25 protein-coding genes are annotated in these 25232 nt (G+C 57.0%); 10 read left to right on the top strand and 15 right to left on the bottom strand.

The window, feature by feature from the left end; translation table 11 throughout:
• Positions 1–422 precede the first annotated feature (422 nt).
• Positions 423–1208, bottom strand: coding sequence for a sulfotransferase family 2 domain-containing protein (locus tag GOV87_RS14930; protein ID WP_171120575.1), 786 nt, complete (start codon positions 1206–1208; stop codon positions 423–425).
• Between the two features lie 129 nt (positions 1209–1337).
• Between GOV87_RS14930 and GOV87_RS20585 the strand changes: the two genes are divergently transcribed.
• Entirely contained in the window at positions 1338–2048 is a 711-nt protein-coding gene (locus GOV87_RS20585; protein ID WP_371813521.1) for an integrase core domain-containing protein, read from the top strand.
• Positions 2049–2312: 264 nt separating this feature from the next.
• Here the strand turns inward: GOV87_RS20585 and GOV87_RS14920 are convergent, their stop codons facing one another.
• The 7 genes from GOV87_RS14920 to GOV87_RS14890 all read right to left on the bottom strand — a co-directional run bounded on the left by GOV87_RS14920 (position 2313) and on the right by GOV87_RS14890 (position 10192).
• Entirely contained in the window at positions 2313–3434 is a 1122-nt protein-coding gene (locus GOV87_RS14920) for an alanine racemase (protein WP_171212306.1), read from the bottom strand.
• Positions 3431–4678: a D-arabinono-1,4-lactone oxidase gene (locus GOV87_RS14915; RefSeq protein ID WP_171212305.1), complete on the bottom strand. Its 1248-nt coding sequence runs from the start codon at positions 4676–4678 to the stop codon at positions 3431–3433. The genes GOV87_RS14920 and GOV87_RS14915 overlap by 4 nt, the downstream gene beginning before the upstream one ends.
• A gap of 87 nt (positions 4679–4765) precedes the next feature.
• A complete protein-coding gene (locus tag GOV87_RS14910) occupies positions 4766–5287 on the bottom strand; it encodes a DUF2478 domain-containing protein (RefSeq protein ID WP_171120569.1) in 522 nt (173 codons plus the stop codon).
• Positions 5288–5356: 69 nt separating this feature from the next.
• The gene (locus GOV87_RS14905; RefSeq protein WP_171212304.1) at positions 5357–6022 is read right to left on the bottom strand and encodes an NnrU family protein; all 666 of its coding nucleotides are present in this window, start codon (positions 6020–6022) and stop codon (positions 5357–5359) included.
• Between the two features lie 102 nt (positions 6023–6124).
• Positions 6125–8185: a proline/glycine betaine ABC transporter permease gene (locus GOV87_RS14900; protein WP_171212303.1), complete on the bottom strand. Its 2061-nt coding sequence runs from the start codon at positions 8183–8185 to the stop codon at positions 6125–6127.
• Positions 8182–9231: a betaine/proline/choline family ABC transporter ATP-binding protein gene (locus GOV87_RS14895; protein ID WP_171212302.1), complete on the bottom strand. Its 1050-nt coding sequence runs from the start codon at positions 9229–9231 to the stop codon at positions 8182–8184. Before GOV87_RS14895 ends, GOV87_RS14900 begins: the two co-directional genes overlap by 4 nt.
• Before the next feature lie 10 nt (positions 9232–9241).
• Positions 9242–10192, bottom strand: a complete 951-nt coding sequence (locus GOV87_RS14890; RefSeq protein ID WP_171212301.1) for an ABC transporter substrate-binding protein — start codon at positions 10190–10192, stop codon at positions 9242–9244.
• A gap of 391 nt (positions 10193–10583) precedes the next feature.
• Between GOV87_RS14890 and GOV87_RS14885 the strand changes: the two genes are divergently transcribed.
• Together GOV87_RS14885 and GOV87_RS14880 are read left to right on the top strand one after the other, a co-directional pair.
• Positions 10584–11246, top strand: coding sequence for a DNA-3-methyladenine glycosylase I (locus GOV87_RS14885; RefSeq protein ID WP_171212300.1), 663 nt, complete (start codon positions 10584–10586; stop codon positions 11244–11246).
• Between the two features lie 41 nt (positions 11247–11287).
• Positions 11288–11974 carry a hypothetical protein gene (locus tag GOV87_RS14880; protein ID WP_171120557.1) on the top strand — a complete coding sequence of 229 codons (687 nt, stop codon included), beginning with the start codon at positions 11288–11290 and terminating at the stop codon, positions 11972–11974.
• A gap of 3 nt (positions 11975–11977) precedes the next feature.
• Here the strand turns inward: GOV87_RS14880 and GOV87_RS14875 are convergent, their stop codons facing one another.
• Complete coding sequence (locus GOV87_RS14875) at positions 11978–12382, bottom strand: c-type cytochrome (protein WP_171212299.1); 405 nt, start codon at positions 12380–12382, stop codon at positions 11978–11980.
• A 92-nt stretch (positions 12383–12474) separates the two neighbouring features.
• On the opposite strand from GOV87_RS14875, the gene GOV87_RS14870 reads away from it, so the two are divergent.
• Entirely contained in the window at positions 12475–12912 is a 438-nt protein-coding gene (locus tag GOV87_RS14870; RefSeq protein ID WP_171122440.1) for a DMT family transporter, read from the top strand.
• On the opposite strand, the gene GOV87_RS14865 is transcribed toward GOV87_RS14870, so the two are convergent.
• Both GOV87_RS14865 and GOV87_RS14860 read right to left on the bottom strand, forming a co-directional pair.
• Positions 12896–13582: an ABC transporter ATP-binding protein gene (locus GOV87_RS14865; RefSeq protein WP_171120551.1), complete on the bottom strand. Its 687-nt coding sequence runs from the start codon at positions 13580–13582 to the stop codon at positions 12896–12898. The two genes, GOV87_RS14870 and GOV87_RS14865, sit on opposite strands and share 17 nt — an antisense overlap.
• Complete coding sequence (locus tag GOV87_RS14860) at positions 13575–14870, bottom strand: lipoprotein-releasing ABC transporter permease subunit (RefSeq protein WP_171212298.1); 1296 nt, start codon at positions 14868–14870, stop codon at positions 13575–13577. Before GOV87_RS14860 ends, GOV87_RS14865 begins: the two co-directional genes overlap by 8 nt.
• Before the next feature lie 367 nt (positions 14871–15237).
• Here GOV87_RS14860 and GOV87_RS14855 point away from each other — a divergent pair, with 367 nt between their 5' ends.
• Positions 15238–15600 carry a hypothetical protein gene (locus tag GOV87_RS14855; protein WP_171122436.1) on the top strand — a complete coding sequence of 121 codons (363 nt, stop codon included), beginning with the start codon at positions 15238–15240 and terminating at the stop codon, positions 15598–15600.
• Here GOV87_RS14855 and GOV87_RS14850 read toward each other — a convergent pair.
• Together GOV87_RS14850 and proS are read right to left on the bottom strand one after the other, a co-directional pair.
• Positions 15597–16508 (bottom strand): glycosyltransferase family 2 protein, encoded by a 912-nt coding sequence (locus tag GOV87_RS14850; RefSeq protein ID WP_171212297.1) that lies wholly within the window; start codon positions 16506–16508, stop codon positions 15597–15599. The two genes, GOV87_RS14855 and GOV87_RS14850, sit on opposite strands and share 4 nt — an antisense overlap.
• Positions 16492–17832 carry a proline--tRNA ligase gene (proS, locus tag GOV87_RS14845; protein ID WP_171212296.1) on the bottom strand — a complete coding sequence of 447 codons (1341 nt, stop codon included), beginning with the start codon at positions 17830–17832 and terminating at the stop codon, positions 16492–16494. The genes GOV87_RS14850 and proS overlap by 17 nt, the downstream gene beginning before the upstream one ends.
• 167 nt (positions 17833–17999) lie before the next feature.
• Here proS and GOV87_RS14840 point away from each other — a divergent pair, with 167 nt between their 5' ends.
• The 5 genes from GOV87_RS14840 (at position 18000) to GOV87_RS14820 (ending at position 23796) form a co-directional block, all read left to right on the top strand.
• On the top strand, positions 18000–19364 hold the full coding sequence (locus tag GOV87_RS14840) for an FAD-dependent oxidoreductase (protein WP_171212295.1): 1365 nt from the start codon (positions 18000–18002) through the stop codon (positions 19362–19364).
• On the top strand, positions 19364–20338 hold the full coding sequence (locus tag GOV87_RS14835) for an isopenicillin N synthase family oxygenase (RefSeq protein ID WP_171212294.1): 975 nt from the start codon (positions 19364–19366) through the stop codon (positions 20336–20338). Before GOV87_RS14840 ends, GOV87_RS14835 begins: the two co-directional genes overlap by 1 nt.
• Before the next feature lie 91 nt (positions 20339–20429).
• Positions 20430–21512, top strand: a complete 1083-nt coding sequence (locus GOV87_RS14830; RefSeq protein ID WP_171120541.1) for an AI-2E family transporter — start codon at positions 20430–20432, stop codon at positions 21510–21512.
• Complete coding sequence (locus GOV87_RS14825; protein WP_171120540.1) at positions 21513–22202, top strand: DnaA ATPase domain-containing protein; 690 nt, start codon at positions 21513–21515, stop codon at positions 22200–22202. It abuts the gene before it with no gap.
• 49 nt (positions 22203–22251) lie between these two features.
• Complete coding sequence (locus GOV87_RS14820) at positions 22252–23796, top strand: Ppx/GppA family phosphatase (protein ID WP_171120539.1); 1545 nt, start codon at positions 22252–22254, stop codon at positions 23794–23796.
• Positions 23797–23799: 3 nt separating this feature from the next.
• On the opposite strand, the gene GOV87_RS14815 is transcribed toward GOV87_RS14820, so the two are convergent.
• The gene (locus GOV87_RS14815; protein WP_171120536.1) at positions 23800–24189 is read right to left on the bottom strand and encodes a hypothetical protein; all 390 of its coding nucleotides are present in this window, start codon (positions 24187–24189) and stop codon (positions 23800–23802) included.
• Between the two features lie 38 nt (positions 24190–24227).
• Positions 24228–25232 (bottom strand): endonuclease/exonuclease/phosphatase family protein, encoded by a 1005-nt coding sequence (locus tag GOV87_RS14810; RefSeq protein WP_171212293.1) that lies wholly within the window; start codon positions 25230–25232, stop codon positions 24228–24230.

Here is a 25232-nt window from a genome sequence, read left to right as displayed (position 1 = left end):
ACAGGCCGACGATGCACTAACAATCAATTTGGACCAGTCAGATGAGGCTGCTCAGCGCGATTTAGGTTCAGATCGGTTTTGTAGGTTGCTTTTTCGCGCCAACTTTGTTTGAAGTTCTGCCAATATCCAAAGTGTTTACCAGCAGCCGACACCTAATTTTGGCTGACTCAAATGAGAATGACACCCATATAAAAACTCAGACAGGCACCCCCTTGGACACCCCCCGGGTGGGGTAGTCTTAAGGGATGCGAAAATTCGCGCAAAAATATAATCGAAGGACTTATTGTCCCAAGCTAACCACTGAATTTATAAATACTTGCACAGCCAATTCCAGACATGGCTCGCTATGAACATCTTGCTGTCAAAACCCACTAGCCCGATGCCGTTGGTGAGCGATAGTTGAACCGCGAGCTCTGAAGCGATCAGTAGTTGAACCATGAATAGTCGATATCGAACAAGCGTCTAATCCGATCGGCTTGTTCAGGAGTAGACGAGAACTCAGAGGTAGATTGGTTTATGCGTTTTGCGGTGACCGTCCCGTTTTCAACCTCATGTTCGCTGAACTGCTCTGATAGATTGATCAGTTCTTTGTTCAAAGCCTCCACTTTTCCAATACGGCTATATTTTATGATGTCGGGGCGGAGATTAAAGAATTGAGGGCGAAAATGTGGATCGAAACGCCGTGGATTTTCTGAAATACCGTATTCGATATAGTCTAGGAAGATATCGAACTTTTGGCTGCTTGTGCGGTCGGAATTGAACCCAAAGCCTTTGATGTAGGGCAAATGGCGGCTGTGCTCTGGGTTTTTGAAATCGAGAAAAAAGTTCTTGAATGCACTTTCGACCCGATTTTTCGGATCTCGCACAAAGCTAAATTTGAAAACCTTGTCGTCTAGTAGGCCACTCAATAGCTCGTGCGGGCAGTCTTTCCCTCGTACTAACTCAGGGCATTGATGTATGTCGCCGATGTATTTTCTTCCGTACTGCCATTCATATATCTTTGCGGCCACTGCACTTGTGCCACACTTGGGGTTTTTGACATAGACGTACGCCCCATTGTTGGAAAAGACCGATCGACGTGCCAACTCCTGGATTTCTGTGTCTAGTTTTCCCAGATGCGCTTTGTTCTTGTAGGCGGGAAAAAGAGCGGACAGAAATCTGTACCTGTAGATCTTCGGTGCGCTGGAATAACGTACTTTGGACAACATGTAACTTTGCACTCAGCCTCTGGGACAGAAACGATCTCGTACTTGAAGATATCCGGCTTGCATTCTCATGACAATTTCGAGTGACATAGCTCTAACTACAACAGTGCTCCTTTTTGTAGACTGCCAAAATTGCGGAAAAGACGTGTTCTATATTTGGGCGCGAGATCGGAAAGGACGGATTTGGTTACCAAAAAACGCATTGCCATATTCGCACAGGGCTCTCGTGGAGACGTTCAGCCATATATAGCGTTGGCCCTGGGGTTAGCGCGGCGTGGGCACGACGTGGTGCTCGCGGCACCCGACGATTTTGCGAGTTGGATCGGCAGTTTCGGTTTGTCGTACGCCGCGATGGGTACCAATATACAGGATCTTCTCCAATCCAGTGAAATCCGCAAAATTTTGGCGGGCAATCCGTTTGGTATTGGAAAAATTTGGAAAAGCATTGCAATACCGATGCTCGAAAAGTCGCTCGAGACCCTGTGGGAAGTCGGGCAGAACGCCGATATATTGGTTCATCATCCAAAGGTCATAGGTGCTGCTGATATTGCTGAGGTCACAGGCGCTCCGGTTGTCCGAGACTGGATCACCGCAGTTGGCGCCCAGACGGCTTACATTGAACCTGGGAGCCCGTGGGAGAACGGATACTGTGAAAGTTTCAATGGCAGGTTCAGGGACGAACTGCTCAACGGTGAAATCTTCTACAGCCTGCGCGAAGCACAAATTCTGATCGAACAATGGAGGAGACACTACAACACAAAGCGGCCCCACAGTGCACTGGGCTATCGCCCGCCAGCACCTGAAACCATCATCCCAATGGATTACAGGCCGACGATGCACTAACAATCAATTTGGACCAGTCAGATGAGGCTGCTCAGTCCGGCTTACACGGATTTGCTGGAAGCCTGTGTAGCAGACAGCAACACTACTCCGGTACCTTAGTGTGAGAACTTGTATTATCTGGAAGACGTCTGGAAAAGACCTTTGCAAGCTTAGAAATTACTCTCACAAGACGAGGACTGTAACTCCCTCGCGGAGACGCACGCCTGGTTCGATTCCAGGGTCGCCCACCATCTTCTTCAGATGGTGAAAAAGTTCAACAGGCCGTTAATTCGGCAGGCATTGCCATTCATCCACCACCTGCCCCCCTTTCAAAACCAAAAGTGGCCCGAACTGGTTCAGTACCGCCTCGCTTTGTGTTGGTCGCAATAGGGCGATGTTCCCAGGTGTCACGCTGGAATCCAAGGGACCGGTCCATACTTCTTGATTGCTTGATCGGCCGAAAATCGACGAATAGGAAAAACCGTCTGGGAACACGGGCTGCCCCAGAAAATGCCCGCCGAATATCGCCAAGTCCGTCTTCCGTCTGGGCAGAAAGTCCAAACCCGGTAACGCGTTGCCCTGCATCACTTTCAGGATTGGCGAGGCGATAAAGGCCGCTGGTTGAAACGCTGCCGTCGTCGGGTGGTCAAAGTCCGTGGGCTTTACCAGAACGGACCCAAAGGCGACCTCATTTGCGGCGCTGCCAGCAGCATAGGACTGGAACGTCAGGCTGCCCCCTGTATTCAGGCAAAGCCCCTCACCTGCATTTGGCAGCCCTGCTATCGCACGTTGGAATGCGCTTGCGCTGGACCGCATGGCGCGGGATTTCAGAACATGCGGCAGCTTGGCCAGATGCGCCTCATACCCCATGACCCCGGCCAACGTCGCATAGGGATGGCTGCCAATACGTTGCGCGATCTGAGGAATGTCTTCAGCGCGCAACCCGCCCCGGTGTAGGCCGATATCAACCTCAAGCGACAGACGAAGCCGAAGATTGAGAGCTTGGGCCAACCCCAAATAGGCATCCAGATTTTCAGCCGTGTCGATGAGCCATTGGACGCGTTCCGCCGCGGTCGGGTTCTTTTTCAGCACACGTGCCGCCGAACTGACTGGCAAAGGCTTACCGATCAAATGGTCAGTATCAGGCTCTGCGTCCAGCAGCGTCGACAACATAGGCTCGGAGAAGGTCATGAGCCCTGATGCCGGAACTTTCGCCCGAATGTGATCCAGCAACGGCAGACATGGGAGGGATTTGGCCACAAGACGGCTTGCCAAGCCCTGAGCAACCAGACTAACCGCCAGAGAACAATTAGCGTCGAGCCGATCAAGATCGACCACGGCCACTGGTTTATCCACCCCATAGTCACGCAGCGCTGCGGACAAGTTTTGTAGGTATTCCGCCGTCATGGTCGGAACAGTTTGTTCAAAGCGGGCGTAAGAAACTTTCCGTTTGGGTCCAATTGCTCTCTCACCGCGCAGAAACGGTCGAAGTCGGGATACAGGCGCGAAAGTTCTTTATACGTCAAACTATGGATCTTACCCCAGTGCGGGCGCCCTCCGGCCTCAAGGAGTATTGGCTCGATATCGGCAAAGTAACGCGTGTGATCTTCGGCGGCGTCGGTATGAATCGCAACCGAAACACGCGGGCCACCCTGAAACGGAGAAATGCAGGCCGTATCGCCCGCGGTGTGCCTGACCTCAATCGGAAAATATATGTCCGGATGGTCACGGTGCAGACGCGTGAACACATCCCTAAGCACATCCCCGGCGACATCGGGCGGCAGGTGATACTCCATCTCATTGAACCGAATGTGGCGATCACTGCACAGCACGCGCCAGCTTTCGCCGACGTAATCCTCATCCGACTGGGCCAGCGTCAGCAGCTTAAGTAGCGCACTGCGCAGACCGCTGCTGTAGCGTCCTGCGTTTCTAGCCAGCTTCAGCACCTTGACCGCAATCATGTCCAGATCGCGCGGGGCCTTGGTCTCGGGCGCGTCTGTCATTTCATGGCAAATCTCAACGGCCTTTCCGGTGAAGGGGATGTAGAAAAACTCAAAATTCCGAAACTCCGCCCATTTTTGGTGCATGCTGGCAATCGTTTCTTCAAGCGGTACCAAGGTTACACGACGACGCAGGCTATACTTCGGAATTACGGCGATTTGCGCGTCGGTCAGTACGCCAAGTAACCCAAGCGAGACCTGAGCCATCTCAAGGGGGATGTCCTCGGTCGACAGGATGTCTCCACATGCCCCTACAAAACTGGCCGCGGTGATTTCAGCGGAAATGCAGGGTAATTCCCGGCCGGTTCCGTGTGTTGCGGTCGCGGCCGCACCCGCCAGCGATTGCGCGTTGATGTCCCCAAGGTTGCGAAAGGCCAGCCCGTGATCGGCCAACGCCGGAGAAAGATCGCGCAAACGCGCGTTGGCGTTTACCCAGACACGGTCTTCGCTGACCTGCCCCAATGTCGGTAAATTCAAGTTGGACAAATCCAGAATGCGATCCGCACCAGCCACGATCGGCGTAAAGGAATGCCCCGCACCAACAACGCGCATACCGTCAGGTTGTGCGACAGCGTGTTGCAGTTCGGCAAGGGTAGAAGGGCGCAATATGGGTGCGCTTGAGCTTTGGCCACCTGCCCAGTTGGTCCACATCTGCAATCTCCTCCCAATTGAAGGATTGCAGCACATCGACCCCAAAACAAGTCAGGTTTCCAGCAGGTTACCCAACGGCAACTAAGATCAGGCGGCCGCCGCGCGCTCTGCTGTTACGCGGGCGAACCACTCGATGATCGCGTCGACCTCGGGTGCGATCTGTTCGGCGGCCCCATCGGTGAAGGCTTCGAATTTTTCCCTGTTCAACCCATTCACTCCAACCAGAACCGGAATGTCCAGCGCAAGCGCCTCGGCGATAACAGGGCGAAATCCGCGCCCGTCGGCTTCGTGTTTGCCGAACTTGTTCACGACCAAGAGTTGAGGTGCATCGGCCAGTGACGAAGTGACATACCCCACGGCCTGCTCTAGTGCGGCGGGGTCCAGACGACATCCACGCGACTGTTCGCCCAGCGACTGCGAAATGCGGATCGTTTCGCCTGCGGGCAAAACACGAACATCCATGTCGCATTTGCTGCTGTCCGCGCATTCGGTGTTGGTTTGCACGACACCCGCTAGCTGTGCACCGGTTTTCAGCAACTGCTCAGCAGCCGCGCTAAGCAGTCGATCGGTTGCGCCACGCTCTGTCGTGGTTACGTAGGCCAGGTACATTCAAAGACCCCTTGATAAAACTGTGACATTCCAGATAGCACGCAAGTCGCCCTCGGACCACTCTTTGCATTATGGCAGCGGTGAAAGTCCGATCACAGGCTCGTGCGCACCAAGCAGAACCAGGTACGCCGCCAGCGACGCGACCCAAACCCAAGCACGTGGCCATGGCTGCGGGACCCGCAGAGACAGCCGCGCGGTGTTGCGGGACAAACGGACCCATTCCGGCCCCATCTCGCGAGATTTGCGGCGATCAATCACAGCCATACCCATGCCTGCGAATCCAGCGAACAAACCAAACAAGATCACATGTGACAAGTTGCCATTGGCCAACAGATGCGCCACGGCCCACAGCATCAGGGCGGCCAGAACAGGGTGGCGGGTGGTGCGCAATATGCCGGGGTTCTCGGGATCAAACGGACGATGACCCAAGCCACCGAAAGAGAACGGGTTTTGCACAGACACACCACTGACAGCCAACCAACACACAACGGGCATACACAATAGCGGAATCCACCTCAGGATCGCGAGTGGCGGAATGACCTCAACATAAGGCGCGTGGGCGGCTGCGACGATCAGCCAGACGAGAACCACCAGAGACAGGACAGAATATGCGCTGTAATACCCCCGCCGACCAAGCAATGAGATCAGATACCCGCGCACAGCGGGCCGGGCTGGAATCATATGGCTCAGAAGAAATACAATCAGCGCGGCAAAGAAAGGTCCCCAGCCCATCATTATAGACTCCGTAAGTTCTGCACTTGATTTACGGCAGCGCGGCTGGGCGAAACTTGTCCGAAATCAAGTCGGGGGCGGGGCAGTCGCGCTGCCCCTGCCCTTTTATAATCCCAGCGCCTTGCGGCGTTCTTCGGCAAAGCCCTGCACCATGCGGTCGGCGATCAGCGCCAGAATCGCCATCGCAGCACCAGCCGAGATGCCAAGCCCGACATCCGCCTGCCCCAGCGCCAGATAAATCGACTGGCCCAGACCGGTGGTCCCGATCAGCGCCGCAATCACCAGCATCGCAAAGGCATAAAGGATCGTCTGGTTCAGCCCCAGCAGAATGGTCGGTGCAGCATAAGGCGCACGAACATCGCGCATGATCTGCCACTCGGTGGCGCCGCTAGAGATCGCGGCCTCCATCATTTCCTCGGGCGTGTTGACCAGCCCATGCCGGGTGTAGCGGATCATTGGCACGATCGCGTAGGCGCAGATCGCAAGAAAGGCCGAGAACTCTCCGATCTGGAACACCATCAGCACTGGGATCAGGAACACGAACAAAGGGATCGTCTGCAGCATGTCACAAACGGGTCGGACGATTTTCCAGACGGGTTCCCATACGGCGCTGGTCAGACCGATCAGCCCGCCGACCACGGCGCAGGAAAACACCGCCGCACCGCTGAGGTAGAGCGACAGCAAAGCGCGCTCCCACAGGCCTGACACAAGGATGGTGCAAAGCAGCCCCACCGAGAGCGCCGCCAGTCGCCAGCCGCCCGCGACATAGCTGAGCGCGGCAGCCCCGGTCAGAACGAAGGGCCACGGAAGGTTTGCGATGCCGGTTTCCAACATGCCGATCAGGATCAGCACGACCAACCCTCCGGTCAGATGCCCGCGCCATGCCATCAGTGCGGCGATGACGGCGGCAACGATGAACAAGCCATAGCTCATGCCCGGCGTCCACTGGAATCCCCATGTGAAGGGCAGCACCGCTTGATCCAAGCCAATCCGCAGCGGCAGCAGCACGTAGAACAGAGAATTGTTCTTGAGCGCATCCAGCCACGGGCCGTTGGCCTGCGTAAAGGCGGTCAAGCCACTGTCGATCGCCTCGGCCATTGGGTCCAGCAGGGTCAGCTCGGACGGGTTCGGCAGCCACAGCCAGAAGGCGGCCGTGAACAGCACGGTAAAGCCCAGAACCGCCCAGACGACACGCAGGTCATAGCGTTTGCGCTCGGTCGCTAGCGTCCCGCTCATCCGGTCGATGACGACGGCAAAAACCACGATCACCAGACCGGCCATCAGGGATTCGCCGAACTGCGCCTTGCGCATGGTCAGCAGAACCTCCCAACCGATATCATTGAAGCCACCGATTACGGCCGCGATGATCACCATCGAAAGCGCCGCCATCAGGCACTGGTTCACACCGACCATGATCTGCGTTGCCGCCGCCGGGATTTCCACCTGAAACAGCTGCTGGAACCGCGTGCCGCCAGACATGATGGCAGCCTCTTTGATTTCGGGCTCGACCCGTTCCAGCCCCAGCATCACGTTCCGCGCCATGGGCGGTGCGGCGTAGATGGCCGAGGCGATCAGACCCACCACCGGGCCAAAGCCGAACAGCAACAACAAAGGCGTCAGATAGGCAAAGGTCGGCACTGTCTGCATCACGTCCAGCACCGCCTGAACAAAGCTCTTCACGCGGGGGATTTCATTGGCCAGAATACCGATCCCGCCCCCCACAACCAGCGCCACGGGAACTGAGACAGCAACCAGCGCCAGTGTGTTCATGCTTTCGGCCCAATAGCCCGAGGCAAGTACGAATGTCAGGCCAAAAAACCCAAGCGCCGCCATGGGCAACCCGCCAAGATACCAGCCCAGCGCGGTGACAAGCCCGATCAGGATCGGCCACGGGGTATTCCCCAGCACGAAATTGGCCGCATCCATTGGATAGGTCATCAGGTCCGAGAACAATCGCATCGCCGGTTTGATGCCGTTCAGGAACCAGTCCAGAAAGGCTCCGACCCACTGGGTTGCGGGCAGCTCCCACGCGGTGGGCCATTTGACCAACCACGGGGCAATGCCCTCAAGCGCAAGGCACAGCGCGCCGACCACAGCGGTAATAAGCGCGGCCTTGGCCCCAATCGTTAGACGCGCCTGCGCGGGAACGTCGGTCATCGCGGTCATGTCTCGTCCACCTGAAGTGCCGCAGCCAGGTCGGACGGGTGGACCGTGCCAACGATATTGCCTGCCTCATCCCGCACAGGTACGGGCTCATACAGCTCCATGCAATGCGCCAGCGCGGCGTCCAGCGTCATACTTGTGGTCAAACCGGGATCATCCGGGCCACGCTCGGATTCATCACGCATGACCGAGGCGACCTTGGCGTGTTGGCCCTTGGCGACGTCTTTCGAGAATTCGCGCACATAGTCATCGACCGGGCGCAGAACGATGTCCGTCGGTGTCCCGATCTGAACGATCTTGCCATCGCGCATGATGGCGATGCGGTCGGCCAGCTTCAGCGCCTCTTGAATGTCGTGAGTGATAAAGACGATGGATTTCTTCAACGTCGCCTGAATGCGCAGGAACTCATCCTGCAACTGGCGACGGATCAGGGGATCGAGTGCCGAGAACGGCTCATCCAAAAACCAGATATCGGGGTTCACGGCCAAAGACCGCGCAATGCCCACACGTTGCCTCTGACCTCCAGACAGCTGCCGGGGGAAGCTGTCCTCGCGCCCCTCAAGACCGACCAACGAGATCACTTCCTGCGCGCGGGTCAGACGTTCTTTTTTACCCACGCCCTGCACGCGCAGCGGGTAAGCGACGTTTTCGGCAACGGTCATATGCGGGAACAGGCCGAAATGCTGGAACACCATGCCCAGCTTTTTGCGGCGCAAGTCCGTCAGCACCTTTTTCGACGCGCCCATGACATTCTCACCATCCACGCGGATTTCGCCACCCGTGCCGGGAAGCAATTGCGAGATACAGCGGATCAGCGTCGACTTGCCTGAGCCCGACAGGCCCATGATGACGAACAGCTCGCCCTCTTTGACCTCAAAATTGGCGTCTTGCACGGCGGGGATAAAGCCATGTTCCCTCAGATCCGAGGCGGCCTTGTCGGCGGCATTCCCTGACCGAGACAGCGCGTCGGTCAGGGCCTTGTCAGCACCTTGGCCAAAGACCTGCCAGAGGTTCTGGCAGGCGATGGCTGGCATTTTAGCGTCAGTCACTTAGGCTGGCTCACTGCGTTGCTGCGTCAACGACCGGACGCCACTTGCCTTCGTTCTCGGCCATCCATGCCGCGACAACTTCTTCAACTTTACCGCCGTCGACGTCAATCGCGCCCATCATCGGCTGCTGGTCTTCGACCGCCAGTTGATAGTTGGTAAGGATCTCATAAGCAGCAGGCCATTTGTCTTCCATGCCGCTCCAGCTTGCCTTGAAGATGCGGGAGGGCGAGAAATCGCAGTCGTTTACCGCGTTCGGGTTCGGCCCCCAGGATGGGTCGTTAAAGCACGCTTCTTCACCTGCTGGCAGCTCGACGAATTGCACGTCATAGGCCGACATCGCCCAATGCGGCTGCCAGAAAGTGATCAGCAACGGCGATTTACGCTCGGTCGAGGCACGCAGTTCGGCAATCAGCGCGCCTTCAGACCCGGCAGGAACGGCTTTGAACGGCAGTTCCAGGCCAGTCATCCGGTCCGCGCCGGGGGTGCCCCAATCGGCCGGGTAATCCACCAAACGACCGCCGGGCAGCGTTTCCGCAGTTGCAAAGACCTGCGCGCAGTCTTTCAGGGCTTCCCAGGCAGGCAGGCCCGGACACAGTTCGGCCACGTGCGCGGGAAACGCAATGCCTTCCTTGGCATCGAGGCCCAGATCACCGATTTCAACGACAGTACCTTCCTCAACCTTTTTGGCATACTCATCCGAGACATTCGACGACCAGATCTCCAGCGTTGCATCGATATCGCCATCGGCCAACGCCTGGAACTGGTTCATCATGCCTGCAGTGACATATTCCACGTTATAGCCCGCGGCCTTGAGCATCTCACCGGCAACATGTGTCGTGACATGCTGGCCGGTCCATTCATTGATCGCCAGTTTGATCGGTTCGTCCACAGCGCCCATATCGGCTGCGTATGCAGATCCGGCTACCGTCATCGCCAAAAGGCTTACACTCAGTTTTTTCATCGACATTCTCCCTGTCTTCTATTCTTTGCCCAGACCGGCGCGATCGCGCGCCGGAAAGCTTGTCGCATGACAATACCATGTCGCAACATGCACAAATTTGGCTGGGAAAGGAAAGTGAACAGTTTGATGCATGGCTGGGTCGCCATGATCGAAATCCCACCTGATTCCCCGCCTTTCACTATGCGCCGCGCCCCACCCCTTGTGTTTACGCCATATTCATCGAGGCGGGAAGTTGATTGACGAGTCAATCACAAACCAAAATCGTACAGTTTGTCGAGCATTTCTTTTAAGTATTGAGTGATTTTCTGACCCTCGCCCAAGAATTGATCTTCCGTACATGCCTTGCATCACCGGCACTTAAACGCGACCCTGTGGTCGGAGGGCGTTTTTTATGCATCATTTCGACGAGATCTTTTCCATAGCAGCTAAACGGCATGGCGGTCACGGCGCGCTGGATCAAAAACTCAGCAAACCCAAAACCATAGACGAACTTGCTGCGGTTCCGGATGACCGCTGGCTTGCGATCATAACCAAGTGCATCTTTCAGGCTGGGTTCAACTGGAAAGTCATTGAGGCCAAATGGGATGGCTTTGAAACGGCCTTTGATGGGTTCGATGTCGGGCGCTGTGCTTTCATGGATGACGAAAAGTTCGACTCGCTGCTGCAAGACACCCGAATCGTGCGAAACGGTACAAAAATCGCGACCGTCAGAAACAATGCGGCCTTTCTTCTTGAACTGCGGCAAGAAGGGGGTGCAGGCAAGGTGCTGGGCGGATGGCCTTCGACAGATTTCATCGGATTGCTAACGATGCTGGGCAAGCGAGGGTCGCGTCTGGGTGGGGCCTCGGCCCAATACGCCATGCGGTTTGCCGGGCGCGACAGTTTCATCCTTTCGCAGGACGTGACCGCCCGGCTGATTGCAGAAGGGGTTGTGGACAAGGCCCCGACGTCCAAGAAAGCGATGATTGCCGTTCAGGATGCGTTCAATGTCTGGATGGACCAATCGGGCCGGTCGCTAACCGAAATCAGCCGTGTTTTGGCAATGAGTGTATGAAAACGGGTTACAGAGTGATTGCAACGCACTAGGCTTTGAACATGATGCGCCTTATTTTGATGACGTTTCTATTGCTGTTTGCCTCCTGTGGACGGCCGCTGACGGATCAGGAGGTAGCCTTTGCCAGCGCTGTTCAGGGCGACACGCTGAATCTTGAAAGCGTGCGACTGGTCGAGGGCGCCCCGGTCGCGCCAATTACGTTTTATCGTGAAAAGCGACCACGCCTTGCCTGCCGGGAACGTATTCTACCCCCGGCTGAGGAAGGTGTTGTAACAGCGAAACCCGCAGCCGTTGCCCTGTTCAATCGCGTCTACTTCACACGCGAATGGTATCTGGAAGACTATATGTCTGACTTTCCGGAACAAATGGACCTGATCGCCGCGATGCTTCTGGCCCACGAACTGACCCATGTCTGGCAGTGGCAGAACCGCAAGACAACGGGATATCACCCCTTGCGGGCGGCGGCCGAGCATGGCGGCAACAAGGACCCCTACCTGTTTGATCTGGATACCTCGCCTGATTTCCTTTCCTACGGGTTTGAACAACAGGGCGCGATTGTCGAGGAATATGTGTGCTGCCGGGCGCTGGACCCGACCGCTCCGCGTACAATGCGGTTGCACGAAATGCTGGGCCAGCATTTCGACCTGTCGCCATTGCCAAAGCAAGAACGGGAACGAGCCGTGGTTATCCCTTGGTCCGAGGCAAAGGTTGAAGGCATCTGCCGCTAAAAATCAGCCACCCTGAATCGTCTCAAGATACGCGACCAGATCAACAATCGGCTGGCTGGTTAAGATAGGCTGACCTTCAGGTGTTTTCATTGAGGTGTCCTGCCCGTCAAAATAAGGCCCGTATACCGGCATCGGGCTGCCGTGGCTGACCAGAGGGTCGCGCCCGTCAATGCGGGCAACAACCCGGGCCGTCGGGAACACTCCGCCGTCACCGGAAAGCTGGGTCAGGTCGGTCGGTTGAATAACCAAAACGCCGGCCATAGGCCCATGACCTGTTGCGTCGATCCCGTGACAGGTCGCGCAATAGTGCTGATAAAGTTCGGCCCCGGTCTCAACGTCCTGGGCGACTGCCTGAGAGGCCACCGCCACCAGCCCTAAAGAAACAGCCCCGAGTATCCGTCTGGTCATCCTATCCTCCTGTCGCGATTGACATTTGCAGGCTTGCCCGAAGGCCCGCTTGGCGCAATGATCCAGATCAACGAAGCAGGAGGGTTCGGGCGATGACACAATACGCAGCTATTATGCTGGCAGCCGGGATTGGTGTGCCTATCCTTGCGGCCCTGAACGCGGCGTTGGGAAAGCTGATCGGCTCACCCACCACCGCCGCAGTGATCCTGTTTGCCATCGCCTTTCTGTCATCCGCTTTGGTGATGCTGTTGTTTCCCGGTGTTAGCGCATTGTCCAAAGTCACTGACGCCCCCAAACACCTTTTGCTGGGCGGCGTCCTGATTGCCTTTTACGTTCTGTCGATCACCCATGTCGCGCCGCATTTCGGCGTTGGCAACGCGGTGTTTTTCGTGCTTGTGGGGCAGTTAATCAGCGCGGCCGCCATCGACCACTTTGGGCTATTTGGCGCGCAGGTCACACCTTTGAGCTGGATTCGCGCGGGCGGCATCGCAGTTATGGCGGCCGGGGTCGCAATTACTCAACTGGCTTAAGCACACCACCATCCAGCCGCAGCTTGCGGTCCATCCGCGCCGCAAGATCCATATTGTGCGTCGCGATCAGGGCTGAGAGCCCCTCGTCCCGCACCAACGCCATCAGCGCGTCGAACACCTGATCCGATGTCTCAGGGTCCAGATTGCCTGTGGGTTCATCGGCCAGCAAAACGCGGGGTTTGTTGGCCAAAGCACGGCAAAACGCAACCCGCTGCTGCTCGCCCCCCGACAGGGCTGCGGGGCGGTGATCCGCGCGGGCGGCAACACCTACGCGGTCCAAAAGGGTCATCGCTCTGTTCTGAGCAACTTTTTCCGAAACGCCGTTGGCCAGTTGCGGCAGGATAATATTCTCAAGCGCCGTGAACTCGGGCAACAGATGGTGAAACTGATAGACGAACCCGACATCCTGCCGCCTGAGCGCGGTACGGGTGCGGTCGCCTTTTCCGGTGACACTTTGCCCGGCTATTTCCACCGTCCCCGCATCGGGCGTGTCCAGCAAACCGGCGATATGCAAGAGTGTCGATTTACCGGCACCCGACGGCGCGACAAGCGCAACCGCCTCACCCGCGCGCAGGTCCAGATCAACACCACGCAGAACCTGCACCTCGCCCGGAGTTCCTTTCAGGTAGGTCTTGGTCAGACCGTCCAACCGCAACGTGATATCACTCATAGCGCAGCGCCTCTACCGGGTTCAGCCGCGCCGCGCGACGGGCCGGGAAATAGGTGACAAAAAAGGACAGACCCAGAGACAATCCAACCGCCTTCAACACGTCGACCAAGTGCAACTCGGCGGGCAAAGCGTAAATCCCGCGTATGGAAGGATCCCAGACCCCGCCGCCCATGACAAAGTTCACAAAACTGAAAATCGGATCGATATAGATCGCGAACAAACACCCCAACGCCACACCCATCCCGGTGCCGATGATCCCCGTAAAGGCCCCGCAGATAAAAAACACCCTAAGCACCGACCCTTCACTCAGGCCGATTGTTCGCAGAATTCCGATGTCGCGACCCTTGTTTTTGACCAGCATGATCAACCCGGACACAATGTTCATCGCGGCAATCAGCACAAGGATCGACAGGATGATGAACATGACGTTGTCCTCGACTTCAAGCGCGCGCAGAAACCCGCCTGATGCGTCCTGCCATGTCCAGATGCGGCTGTTTTCTCCAGCGGCCTGCAAGATCAGATATATGGTCGGGTCCAGCTCTTCGGGCTGATCCACCATGACTTCGATCTCGTCAGCGACACCTTCGCGGTTAAAAAAGCCCTGCGCCTGCTCGAACGGCATGTATACACGTGTGCGATCGATGTCATAGCGCCCGGCCGAAAACACATATTCCACGCGATAGGCATTAACCCGCGGCGACGTACCAAACGCGGTCTTCACGCCGTTGGGCGACGTCAGTTTGACCGTGTCCCCAACGGTCGCGCCGATGCTGCGGGCCACCCCTGATCCGATGGCGATCACATCCTCGCCGTTCTGAAATTGCGAAAGATCCCCGGCGGCCTGCTCACTTTCGGCTACCCCCGGCAGATCAAGCAGGTCATCGGGCTGGATGCCAAAAACCTCGACGCCGCTGCTGCGGTCGCGGTTGGTGATCAACACCTGCCCTTTGACCAAAGGCGCGGCTCGGTTCACTCCGGGGACCTCTGCAATACGCCCAGCCATGTCTGTATAATCCGCGATGGTGCGGTCCAAGCGGCCTTGCGCATCCATCTCTCCGGCCGAGTAAACCGTGACATGAGCATTGGCCCCCAGAATGGTCCCCACAAATTCTGACCGGAACCCGGACCGCACCGCCAATGTCGCGATCAGAGCGAAGACCGCCAGTGTGATCCCGATCAGCGAGATCCACGTCATGACACTTACGCCACCTTCCGCACGGCGCGCGCGCAGGTACCGCCAGGCGATCTTCCATTCAAAGGGGGCAAAGGGCGGGGGCGTCGTGGCCATGTCTGCTCCGGTTCTTATTACTTGGCGCGACCCTTTCGGCATTTCACCCGATGGTCAAGTTCGTTATGCGCCACCTGGGCCCGGATGGGCAACAGCGCCTTCTGACCCGGCGCGAATCACCCGTAAAGCCAGAACACCCTCTCCGCCAAAAGGAGAGAGTCACGCTACTTCCTACACCTTTGGTTGTGACGTCCTTCACAAACAAACACCAATTGTTTCAGCTATGAAGCTAATGTGGCAGTTGCGTGAACGACTGAACTCGAAATGCAACATTCATCAAGCAACTTTGTTTCGCCTTTTGCTTATTTTCAGAAACTTTGTCACCCTAGGTTTAAGGGGGATACCATTTTCAGAGCGGGAGACGCTCATGTTAGTAAAGAGTAGTACGGAATTGATGGACCCGATATTGGTCCGAAATGCATCTTCAGAGTTGGATTGCGAAACTGCTGCGCTATTGCGCGCAACCATCCGCCCGATATTCGATACTGCGGCAAGCTGGGCAAATTTGTCCGATATCCTAAGAGATAAGGGTTACCGCCTCGCCTTTCGCGAAGGGCGGATGTGCATCACAGATCGCACGACGGACGAACGTGTTTGCGGGATTCGTTTTCTAGGGTTCGAGTTCAAAGAGCTGGTCAAACGTCTGGGACGTCCGATTGTCGTTGCACGTGGCAACAACAGCGCGGATGGCGAAATTCTTTCTGAACGGCCGGACGCACAGCGCGGCTAGTAGCTGCGCCAGAATTGAGCTTTGCGTCTTAGTGTCTTTGACAGGCTGTATAGCGCAGCGCGTGCGATCGCTGGATTCGACAGGGATTTCATCAAAATAGCACCGGACACCCGAACCGGCAGATGGCCTTGTCTGTACCACCCCAGTCGATCTTCATCCGTATATCGGGACATATCGCAGAACTGGCCATAGTTCTTGAGCCAACTCGCGGCCATTTCAGCACCCGCGGCATCCGTGTCCGCAGATACCCCACCAATCCGAAACAGAGACACCGGCATCTGTAACCGATGACCGGAATGGCCGGACAAAATCATCCGCAAAACCATGTCGTAATCCGCAGCAATCTGAAACTGCAGGTCATGTCCACCCATTTCCAAGAACAGAGATCTTTTCAGGACCATCGCATTGTGACCGAATGGCAGACGTTGAAGAATGGACTTTGGCGTCAGTCGGCGCGCGTGGCGCCGGTTGCCTTCATCGTCAAAGAAAACCGTTTCCCCATAAACAAAATCAGGCTTCCCGGGCACGATGGCTTTCTGGACATTCGCTAGGCTGTCTGCATCCGCGATCAAGTCATCAGAATTCAGAAACAGCACATATTCCCCGGTACAACGCGCAACCGCCTGGTTCATCGCATCATAAAGGCTTTTGTCCGCCTCACAGAAATACCGCACCGGGATCAGATCGCCTGATTTTTCGATCTTTTGAATCGCGCCCTCAAGCAGCTCTTGCGTGCCATCGGTGGACTGACCGTCCCAGACCACATGCTCAACGTTGCGGAACGTCTGCGCCTGCACACTGTCAAGCGCGGCAAGGACTTGGTCACCCCGCCCCGCTTCGATCAGGTTTCTGGTTACAGTAACGACCGAGATCAGCGGTCCGGGATGCTGTTCAGGCGAATTGCTCATAGATTTCGGCAACTTTCGTAACGGCGGCCTCAGGGCTAAGCTCTTCGCTTTCCCCGGTGCGGCGGCAGGTCAGCTCAACCACACCGTTTTTCAGACCGCGCGGACCAACGGTGATGCACCACGGCAGACCGATCAGGTCCATGGTCGCGAACTTGCCCCCTGCCCGTTCGTTGCGGTCATCATAAAGCGGCTCAAGCCCCAGAGCGGTCAGCGCAGCGTAGAGTTTGTCACAAGCGGCATCGGCTTCTTCGTCACCTTGCTTGAGATTCACGATCCCGCAATGGAACGGCGTCACGCCCTCGGGCCAGATGATGCCCTTGTCGTCATGGCTGGCCTCGATGATCGCGCCAATCAGGCGACTGACGCCGATGCCGTGGCTGCCCATATGCACGGGCGTCGGCTTGCCATCCGGGCCTTGGACAGTTGCGCCCATCGCCTCGGAATATTTGGTGCCAAAGTAGAAGATTTGCCCGACTTCGATCCCGCGCGCCACGCGGCGGCGGTCTTTCGGCACTTGGTTGAACAGCGCCTCGTCATGGGTTTCATCGGTGCGCGCGTATTTCGAGGTGAACTCCTCCAAAATCGCCTGACATTGATCACGGTCGTCATAGTCAATCTGACGATCACCAAAACTCAGGTCGGTTACGGCGCTGTCATAGAAGACCTCGGATTCACCGGTGTCGGCCAGCACAAGGAATTCGTGGGTATCATCGCCGCCGATAGGGCCAGAATCCGCGCGCATCGGGATGGCTTGCAGGCCCATACGTTCATATGTGCGCAGATAGCTGACCAGATGGCGGTTATAAGCGTGCAGCGCGTCCTCCTTGGTCAGGTCGAAATTGTAGCCGTCCTTCATGTAGAACTCGCGCCCCCGCATCACGCCGAAACGCGGACGGATTTCGTCGCGGAATTTCCACTGGATCTGATAGAGCGTCAGCGGCAGGTCTTTGTAGCTGTTGACGTGCCCACGAAAGATATCGGTCACCAGTTCCTCGGCGGTGGGTGTGAACAGCATATCCCGGTCGTGCCGGTCCTTCATCCGTAGCATTTCCTGACCGTAGTCATCATAGCGCCCGGATTCGCGCCACAGGTCGGCCGATTGGATGATCGGCATCTGGATCGCGATGTGGCCCGCGCGCGCCTGCTCTTCGTGGATGATGTTTTCCAGCTTGCGCAGCACTTTGAAGCCCAACGGCAACCAGGAATAAATCCCAGCGGATGCCTGCTTGATCATCCCCGCGCGCAGCATCAGCCGGTGGCTGACGATCTGAGCCTCGGAGGGGTTTTCCTTGAGAACGGGCAGAAAGTAACGGCTGAGGCGCATTGGGTGACCTTCAAAGGTGAGAATTTCGCTGCAAGGTGATTATGCCAAAGCCTCGCCGGGGGCAATCACGCAATGGCGTTTTTGCGACCTCGGGTCAGTCGCATTTTTTATTGACCCGCCAGTCAGGAAACTCAAATGTGACGGGAATGTAAAAGCAAGAGGCCGCGATGCAGACAATCTCGGAACCCGCCCGCCAAATTCCTGTTGTCCACCAGACGGATGTTCTGGTTGTGGGTTCCGGCCCTGCCGGGCTTGCCGCTGCGCTGGCCGCAGCGCGTGCCGGAGCCGAGGTGTCTTTGGTCGATCGGTTCGGCTGCATGGGCGGCAATATCACCGCCGTGGGGGTTGAGGGGTTCGCGTGGTATCGCCATGAACAAACAGTCGAGGCAGGCGGTATCGGTATGGAGTTCGAGACCCGAGCCAAGGACATGGGCGCGGCAGTGCCGGAAAGCCAGTCACTTAGCTATGAGCTGGACAGCGAAGGCTTCAAGCTGGTGGCTGACAAACTGGTCGAAGAGGCGGGCGTGCATCCCATGCTGCACCGTCAGTTCGTGGCCCCGATCATGGACGGCGACCGGATCACCGGCATTATCACCGAATCCAAAGCCGGGCGTGAGGCGATTCTGGCCCGCGTGGTAATTGACGCCACCGGCGACGCCGATGTCGCCCACCGCGCCGGTGCCCCCACCCACAAAACCGCGCGCGAGGATATGATGGCCGCCTCGGTCATGTTCCATCTCGCCGGTGTCGACAAACGCGCCTTTATGGACGGCGTCAAAGCCGACCCGCAGACCTATAAAGACTGGGGCGGTGGTGGCGAATGGAACATCGAGACCTCGGGCAAAGAGGACGATATGTTCTCTCCCTTCGTTCACAAGCCTTTCCAGCAGGCAATTGATGAGGGGCTGATCCCGCCGCATCTGAACACCATCGCAGGCACCTGGGGTGCGATGCATGACACGGGTGAGCTGACCTATATGAACCTCATCCATCTGGCGGAAATCGACGGCACCGACCCCGACAGTCTGACGCGCGGTGAGATTGAAGGCCGTCGCCAATCCATGCTGGCCATCGAGGCGCTACGGCGCTTCATGCCGGGATGTGACAACGCCCGTCTGCGGAATTTCGGTATGACCATCGGCATCCGCGACACCCGCAAGATCGACGCCGTTTACAACATGACCGAGGATGACGCCCGCCATCAGGGTCGGTTCGAGGATACGATCGGCATCTACCCCGAATTCATCGACGGGTACGGCATCCTGATCCTGCCGACGACGGGGCGGTATATGCAGATACCGTACCGGTCCATGCTGCCCAAGGGGATCAAGGGCCTGCTGGTCGCGGGGCGTTCGCACGGATCAGACAAGGTGGCACATGCGGCTACACGCAACATGGCGTGCTGCGCCGTTATGGGGCAAGGCGCGGGAATCGCCGCCGCGCTATCACTGAAAAGCAATCAGGACGTTCACGACATGAACCTGACCCCCGTTCACAAGGAACTGGACCGCCAGGGCGTCAGGATACACTGATGGATCACATCCCGACGATAGACATCGCACAGCTGTTTGAACCGGACCACCCGCTCTATGGGCAAACAGTGGGTCAAGTCATCGACGCCTGCACCGGCATCGGTTTTCTGTCCATCACAGGCACTGGAATTGAGCCCGAGACCGTAAAGACGGTACGTGCCTGTGTTCGGGAAATCTTTGCTGTCGAAGAAACCTCGAAATGGGATCAGGCGATCACGCGCGAGAATTACAGGGGATATATCCCCATGGGGTTTTTCACCCCAAATGACGGGACGGGCAAAGCAGACAAATACGAAGGCTATAAGCTGCACTATGAAGTTGCCCCTGACGCAACTGTCCGGACGGATTGCAGTCTGTATGGCCCCAACATCTGGCCTAGGGAAGTGCCAGAAGCCCGCGGGATCATTCTGGACTATTGGGCCCAACTGGATGATGTCACTGACGTATTGCTGGCCGCGCTAGAAGCGGGGTTTGGATTGAAAGACAAGGTGTTACGCAAGGCATTTCACACTCCGATGACCAATATGACCCTACTGCACTATCCGCCACAGGCCGCTGACGAAGGCGGTTACGGCATTCATCCGCACAAGGATACTGACGCCTTGACGATCATCGCGCCAGATCCGGTCGGCGGGTTGGAGGTGCAGACCCGCGACGGAGGATGGATCACCCCGGACTGCCCACCGGATGGGTTTATCGTGAATATCGGCGACATGCTGGAGCTGTGGTCAGGCGGCAGGCTTAAGTCGACGCCTCACCGGGTCGTTAATCGCTCGGGAAAAGAGCGATACTCGTTCCCCTATTTCGCAGTACCACGCCATGATGTGGTTGTTTCGCCATTATTGGACCCCGTCGACGGCTTTGATCGTCCCTCGGTCCATTGCGGCCATTGGTCTGCTGAAATTTGGCGCACCAACTGGCCCGACGAAACGGCCCACGATCAGACGCCCGAACTGGGCACGCTAGGCGATTAACCGCGCCAATAGTCCAAAGAAATGAAACGCTTGCATCGCAGGCGTTCATAAGCCAATAACTTGTCCAAGAACCGATAAAAAGGGGATGAGCATGGCTTTGCCCGTGAAGGATCAACTCAGATACTGGGGCATTGCTGCGGCGATTTTTGTGCTTCTGTTATGGGCACTTGGCGACGTTTTGCTGCCTTTTGTAATCGGTGGTGCAATTGCTTATTTTCTGGATCCCGTCGCCGACCGGCTTGAGGGGTGGGGCCTGTCGCGGATCGCGGCAACCGGGCTGATAACGGTCGTTGGCGTATTGGGTTTTGTCCTGATGGTGCTGATGGTCGTGCCAGCGCTCGTCACGCAGTTGATCGAATTGATCGAGGTCCTGCCCAGCCTGATCAAGCAACTGCGCGGTTTCATCGAACAACAGTTCCCTTCACTTCTGGACCGCGAATCCAGCTCGCACCAATTCCTTGTGTCGTTGGGCGAAACGCTGAAATCCAAGTCCGGCGACGTGCTGCAATCTGTCGCCGCATCGTTCAGCTCGGCCATCAATGTGGTTGTTCTGCTGGTGATTGTGCCGGTTGTGGCCGTTTACCTGCTGTTGGACTGGGATCGCATGGTCGCCCGTATCGGAGAACTGCTGCCGCGCGATCACGCCCCCACCATCAAACGACTTGCCGGGGAAATTGACGACGTCCTTGCCTCGTTCGTGCGCGGCATGGGCACGGTCTGCCTGATCCTTGGTACATATTATGCCGTTGCGCTGATGGCCGTGGGATTGCAATTCGGCCTTATCGTAGGATTCATCGCCGGGCTGGTGACCTTTATTCCCTATCTCGGTGCGCTCATCGGCGGCATGCTGGCCATTGGATTGGCCCTGTTTCAGTTCTGGGGGGATTGGGTGCAAATTGGCCTGGTCGCCGGGATATTTGCGTTGGGTCAGGTGACCGAGGGCAACTTTCTGACCCCGAAATTGGTCGGCAATTCAGTCGGGCTGCACCCGGTGTGGTTGCTGCTGGCCTTGTCAGTCTTCGGGGCCTTGTTCGGATTTGTCGGCATGCTGATTGCCGTCCCGGTCGCGGCGGCGTTGGGCGTACTGGCACGGTTTGCCACGTCGATCTATCTGGAAAGCCGGCTATACACCGGTTTAGAAAGCGCCGAACAGGCTGACCAGAAAGACGAATAAATGGCCCAACAACTGAGCTTTGATCTTCCGGCCAAGACCGCGCTGGGGCGAGAGGATTTTTTCGTTTCCCCAGCAAACGCGCTGGCCGTTGCCATGATTTCGGCAACGTCATGGCCGGGAAACAAGCTGGTCCTCAGCGGTCCCGCCGGGGCAGGCAAGACGCATCTGGCCCATGTCTGGGCTGCCGAAACGGGCGGGCGCATTGTACAGGCGAAGGACATCACGCACGACGACGTGCCCACCCTTGCCCAATCAGCGATTGCCGTCGAAGATGTGCCCATGATCGCTGGTGATATCGAGCAGCAGAAAACGCTGTTTCACCTGCACAATCTGGTTCTGGCCGAAGGAAATGCCCTGCTGATGACAGGGCGTATGGCTCCGAAGTTCTGGGAATTGCCCCTGCCCGATCTGCAAAGCCGAATTGAAGGCGCACATCATGTCGCCCTAGACCCGCCGGATGACGCGCTGTTGGGGGCGGTTCTGGCCAAGCTATTTGTCGACAGGCAACTGAACCCCGGCCCCGAGGTCATTGCCTATCTGGTCAAGCACATGGACAGACGCTTCGAGACAGCCGCCAGTGTCGTGGCGCAACTGGACCAATTGGCGTTGTCGGAAAAACGTGAAATTACGCGGGCTTTGGCCGTGCGTGTCCTAAGTTCAGAGCGCGATGAATTCCAATCTGGTAATTGACCCGCACACGGCGATTTCGCATTCTAAGCCCGGAATATCTGGAAGAGACATGGATCAGACCGTCGAAACCGACATCCCCGACTGGGGGCCTTTCGGAAAACCTCTGTTCGATGACCCCGAGGCCCGCGCCCTGTCGCGTGTGGGTGTTGTTGATGTCGGCTCAAACTCGGTCAGGATGGTGATCTTTGACGGGGCCGCGCGATCTCCGGCGTATTTCTACAATGAAAAAGTCATGTGCGAACTTGGCGCTGGCCTTTCTGAAACCGGTCGCCTGAACCCGCGTGGGCGCGTGCGTGCGCTGTCTGCCTTGCAGAGGTTCAACCAACTGGCCGATGATCTGGGCCTTCCGGGGTTACATGTCGTAGCCACTGCCGCCGTGCGCGAGGCCGAGGACGGACCCGAGTTTTGCGCAGAGGTTTACGACCAAACTGGCCTGACGGTATCGGTAATCGACGGCGAAGAAGAGGCGCGCCTGTCTGCGCAGGGTGTCCTGTTGGGGTGGCCAGGTGCCTATGGTTTGATCTGTGACATTGGCGGGTCTTCCATGGAGCTGGCCGAAATCGGCGGAGGAGAGGTCGGACGACGTGTCACCTCGGCCCTTGGCCCGCTTAAACTGAGGGATATCAAGGGCGGTCGACGCGCGCGCAAGGCCCACATCAAAGAGACAATGGAAGACCTGCGCGCCCAGATGGGCCCGCAACGTGACCGTCTGTTTCTGGTCGGGGGCAGTTGGCGGGCGTTCGCACGTCTGGACATGCTGCGCCGGGGGTATCCGCTGAACGTCTTGCACGAATACCGCATGACGACGTCGCAAGTTCGCGAAACCATTAAGTTCATCGAAAAGGGCGACCCTGAGAAACTGCGCAGCCTGGCCGGGGTTTCGGGATCTCGGATGTCTCTGATCCCCTATGCGATGGACGTGCTTGCGCGGCTGGTTCGGACGTTCAAACCCAAAGACATCGCCATATCCAGCTATGGTATCCGAGAGGGCCTGCTTTACGAACAAATGCCGCAAGTCTTGCGAGACCGCGACCCGCTCATTGAAGCCAGCCGGTTTTCCGAGGCCAAGGACGCGCGTCTTCCGGGGTTTGGCAAACACCTCTTTGACTTTGTGATGCCGCTTTTCAAATCGGCCCCCCCTGCACAGGTCAGGCTGATCAAGGCTGCGTGCCTTCTGCATGACGTAAGCTGGCGCGCCCATCCCGACTATCGGGCGGAAGTCTGTTTTGACAATGTTACACGTGCCAATCTAGGCGGGCTGAAACATTCTGAACGCGTTTTCATCGGCCTTGCGCTGCAGCATAGGTACCGCAACAAGCGCGAAGGCAACAGGTTCGCGCCCCTCTATGAATTGCTGAACGAGAAGGACCAGAAACAGGCCGAAATTTTGGGCAAGGCCATGCGGTTTGGCGCAATGCTTTGGATGCAAAGCAACGCAAAAATGGGAACATTGCGGTTCTATCCCAAAAAGCGGCAGCTAGATCTGTATCTGCCGAAATCAGCCTGTCTGCTGTTCAACGAAGTTGCCGAAGCGCGGCTGAATTCGCTAGCGTCCGCGCTGAAATCTGACACGCGCGTCATCACAAAAGGCTAAAGCTCAGATATCGGTCGCGCCTTCGGGTAGGTCTTCGGATTGATCGGGGGCAATTTCTGGTTCCGGAGTATCTTCGGACACGGGCGGCTTTTTCCGGATGATGATATCACCATTAGGCAGAATTTCCGGAGCTTCATATGCGCTCCAATCCTGAATCTCACTCGCCAACTCTGCCAAAGCCGGCCCCATTTCTTCAAAGAACGACTGCATGGCCGGACCGAACTGATCCGCCAATCCCAGCAAATCCTCCAGCGCCGGTTCCATTTCCTGACGCAGCCCTTCAAAGAACAGTTCTGCGCCCTGCTCCATCAAAGACGGCCCGGTTTCATCCTCTGCGTACGCAGGCGTCGCCAGAGCCAGTGTGACTGCACAAATCGAAACAAGGTTTTTCATACTAAAAGATATATGCGTTTGAGGCAGTTGATTAAAGATCAAAGGTCTATATCCAAAGTGACCGGGAAATGATCCGACGCTGTCAAAAGCGCGTCGTGCAGGTCTGTTTGGGCTTTACAGATCGGATCATGAAATGGGTGCCAGATACGCCACTCGGGACGGTGCGCGCGCAATCTGTCGCTGATCATGATGTAGTCCAGCAGCGCCTCAAGATGCCCACCAGTATTGGGTCTTGGAAAACGCGCGGTCGAGGGGGCGACGCCCGGCTCTGGCCCATATGCCGTGGCTGCATTCGGATCGAACAGCCCCGCCCCAAGCAGAATCTCGACCGAAGACCGCCCAAACAGGTTCTCAAACTCATCAAGCCCCGGCCCGTCGTTCAGGTCACCCAAAAGAATGACGTCTTCGTCATCGGCGATATGGGCCTTGATCCGCCGCGCTAACCAAACCGCCTGCGCAAGTTGCTTGCGGCGATTGGCGATTGAAATTCGGACCGCTTCATCCCGACTGCCGGCCCCGTGCGGGGCCTTGGATTTCAAATGGGCTCCGATCAATCGAAACAAAGCACCGGCCCGAGTTTTGACGGCCAACTCCATAGGAGGCTTTGAAAATTGAACCTGATCCTCGGTCGCGTCGATATCGAGATCAATTTCAAACACCGAATCGAAACGGGGTGCATCCGAACGCGCGCCATCATCACCGATCGGATCGTGGCGTACCGAAAGACAGGCCGGATCATACAGCAAGGCCAGCTCCTGATGCGTGTTGTTCGGAAACCCCATGACCGCATGACTTGTTCGAAGGTCAAAAACCTCGGCAAACCGCTGCAAGGCACGGACTGTATTCTGAGTTTTGCCGGTATTCGGCGCTTCGACAATCAAAATGGCGTCGGCGTCTACTGCGGTCAGGACCTTGGCAATCGCTTCGACCTGCTGGGCGGTCGTGACATCATGTCTGCCTGACCATGTATCATCGCAGATCAACCGGTCTTTACGATCGAAAAGATTGGCAAACCACTCGATATTGTAGGTCGCCAACCGCAT

The organism is Ruegeria sp. HKCCA5426 (assembly GCF_013034585.1).
Classification (GTDB): Bacteria; Pseudomonadota; Alphaproteobacteria; order Rhodobacterales; family Rhodobacteraceae; genus Ruegeria.
This window is presented reverse-complemented; position numbering and strand designations above follow the sequence as displayed.

What these genes read in the sequence shown, in the direction of transcription:
- GOV87_RS14930 (WP_171120575.1), bottom strand. Translation starts at nt 1,208, where the DNA reads ATGTTGTCCAAAGTACGTTATTCCAGCGCACCGAAGATCTACAGGTAC.
- GOV87_RS14920 (WP_171212306.1), bottom strand. Translation starts at nt 3,434, where the DNA reads ATGACGGCGGAATACCTACAAAACTTGTCCGCAGCGCTGCGTGACTAT.
- GOV87_RS14915 (WP_171212305.1), bottom strand. Translation starts at nt 4,678, where the DNA reads ATGTGGACCAACTGGGCAGGTGGCCAAAGCTCAAGCGCACCCATATTG.
- GOV87_RS14910 (WP_171120569.1), bottom strand. Translation starts at nt 5,287, where the DNA reads ATGTACCTGGCCTACGTAACCACGACAGAGCGTGGCGCAACCGATCGA.
- GOV87_RS14905 (WP_171212304.1), bottom strand. Translation starts at nt 6,022, where the DNA reads ATGATGGGCTGGGGACCTTTCTTTGCCGCGCTGATTGTATTTCTTCTG.
- GOV87_RS14900 (WP_171212303.1), bottom strand. Translation starts at nt 8,185, where the DNA reads ATGACCGCGATGACCGACGTTCCCGCGCAGGCGCGTCTAACGATTGGG.
- GOV87_RS14890 (WP_171212301.1), bottom strand. Translation starts at nt 10,192, where the DNA reads ATGAAAAAACTGAGTGTAAGCCTTTTGGCGATGACGGTAGCCGGATCT.
- GOV87_RS14885 (WP_171212300.1), top strand. Translation starts at nt 10,584, where the DNA reads ATGCATCATTTCGACGAGATCTTTTCCATAGCAGCTAAACGGCATGGC.
- GOV87_RS14880 (WP_171120557.1), top strand. Translation starts at nt 11,288, where the DNA reads ATGATGCGCCTTATTTTGATGACGTTTCTATTGCTGTTTGCCTCCTGT.
- GOV87_RS14875 (WP_171212299.1), bottom strand. Translation starts at nt 12,382, where the DNA reads ATGACCAGACGGATACTCGGGGCTGTTTCTTTAGGGCTGGTGGCGGTG.
- GOV87_RS14870 (WP_171122440.1), top strand. Translation starts at nt 12,475, where the DNA reads ATGACACAATACGCAGCTATTATGCTGGCAGCCGGGATTGGTGTGCCT.
- GOV87_RS14865 (WP_171120551.1), bottom strand. Translation starts at nt 13,582, where the DNA reads ATGAGTGATATCACGTTGCGGTTGGACGGTCTGACCAAGACCTACCTG.
- GOV87_RS14860 (WP_171212298.1), bottom strand. Translation starts at nt 14,870, where the DNA reads ATGGCCACGACGCCCCCGCCCTTTGCCCCCTTTGAATGGAAGATCGCC.
- GOV87_RS14855 (WP_171122436.1), top strand. Translation starts at nt 15,238, where the DNA reads ATGTTAGTAAAGAGTAGTACGGAATTGATGGACCCGATATTGGTCCGA.
- GOV87_RS14850 (WP_171212297.1), bottom strand. Translation starts at nt 16,508, where the DNA reads ATGAGCAATTCGCCTGAACAGCATCCCGGACCGCTGATCTCGGTCGTT.
- proS (WP_171212296.1), bottom strand. Translation starts at nt 17,832, where the DNA reads ATGCGCCTCAGCCGTTACTTTCTGCCCGTTCTCAAGGAAAACCCCTCC.
- GOV87_RS14840 (WP_171212295.1), top strand. Translation starts at nt 18,000, where the DNA reads ATGCAGACAATCTCGGAACCCGCCCGCCAAATTCCTGTTGTCCACCAG.
- GOV87_RS14835 (WP_171212294.1), top strand. Translation starts at nt 19,364, where the DNA reads ATGGATCACATCCCGACGATAGACATCGCACAGCTGTTTGAACCGGAC.
- GOV87_RS14830 (WP_171120541.1), top strand. Translation starts at nt 20,430, where the DNA reads ATGGCTTTGCCCGTGAAGGATCAACTCAGATACTGGGGCATTGCTGCG.
- GOV87_RS14825 (WP_171120540.1), top strand. Translation starts at nt 21,513, where the DNA reads ATGGCCCAACAACTGAGCTTTGATCTTCCGGCCAAGACCGCGCTGGGG.
- GOV87_RS14820 (WP_171120539.1), top strand. Translation starts at nt 22,252, where the DNA reads ATGGATCAGACCGTCGAAACCGACATCCCCGACTGGGGGCCTTTCGGA.
- GOV87_RS14815 (WP_171120536.1), bottom strand. Translation starts at nt 24,189, where the DNA reads ATGAAAAACCTTGTTTCGATTTGTGCAGTCACACTGGCTCTGGCGACG.
- GOV87_RS14810 (WP_171212293.1), bottom strand. Translation starts at nt 25,232, where the DNA reads ATGCGGTTGGCGACCTACAATATCGAGTGGTTTGCCAATCTTTTCGAT.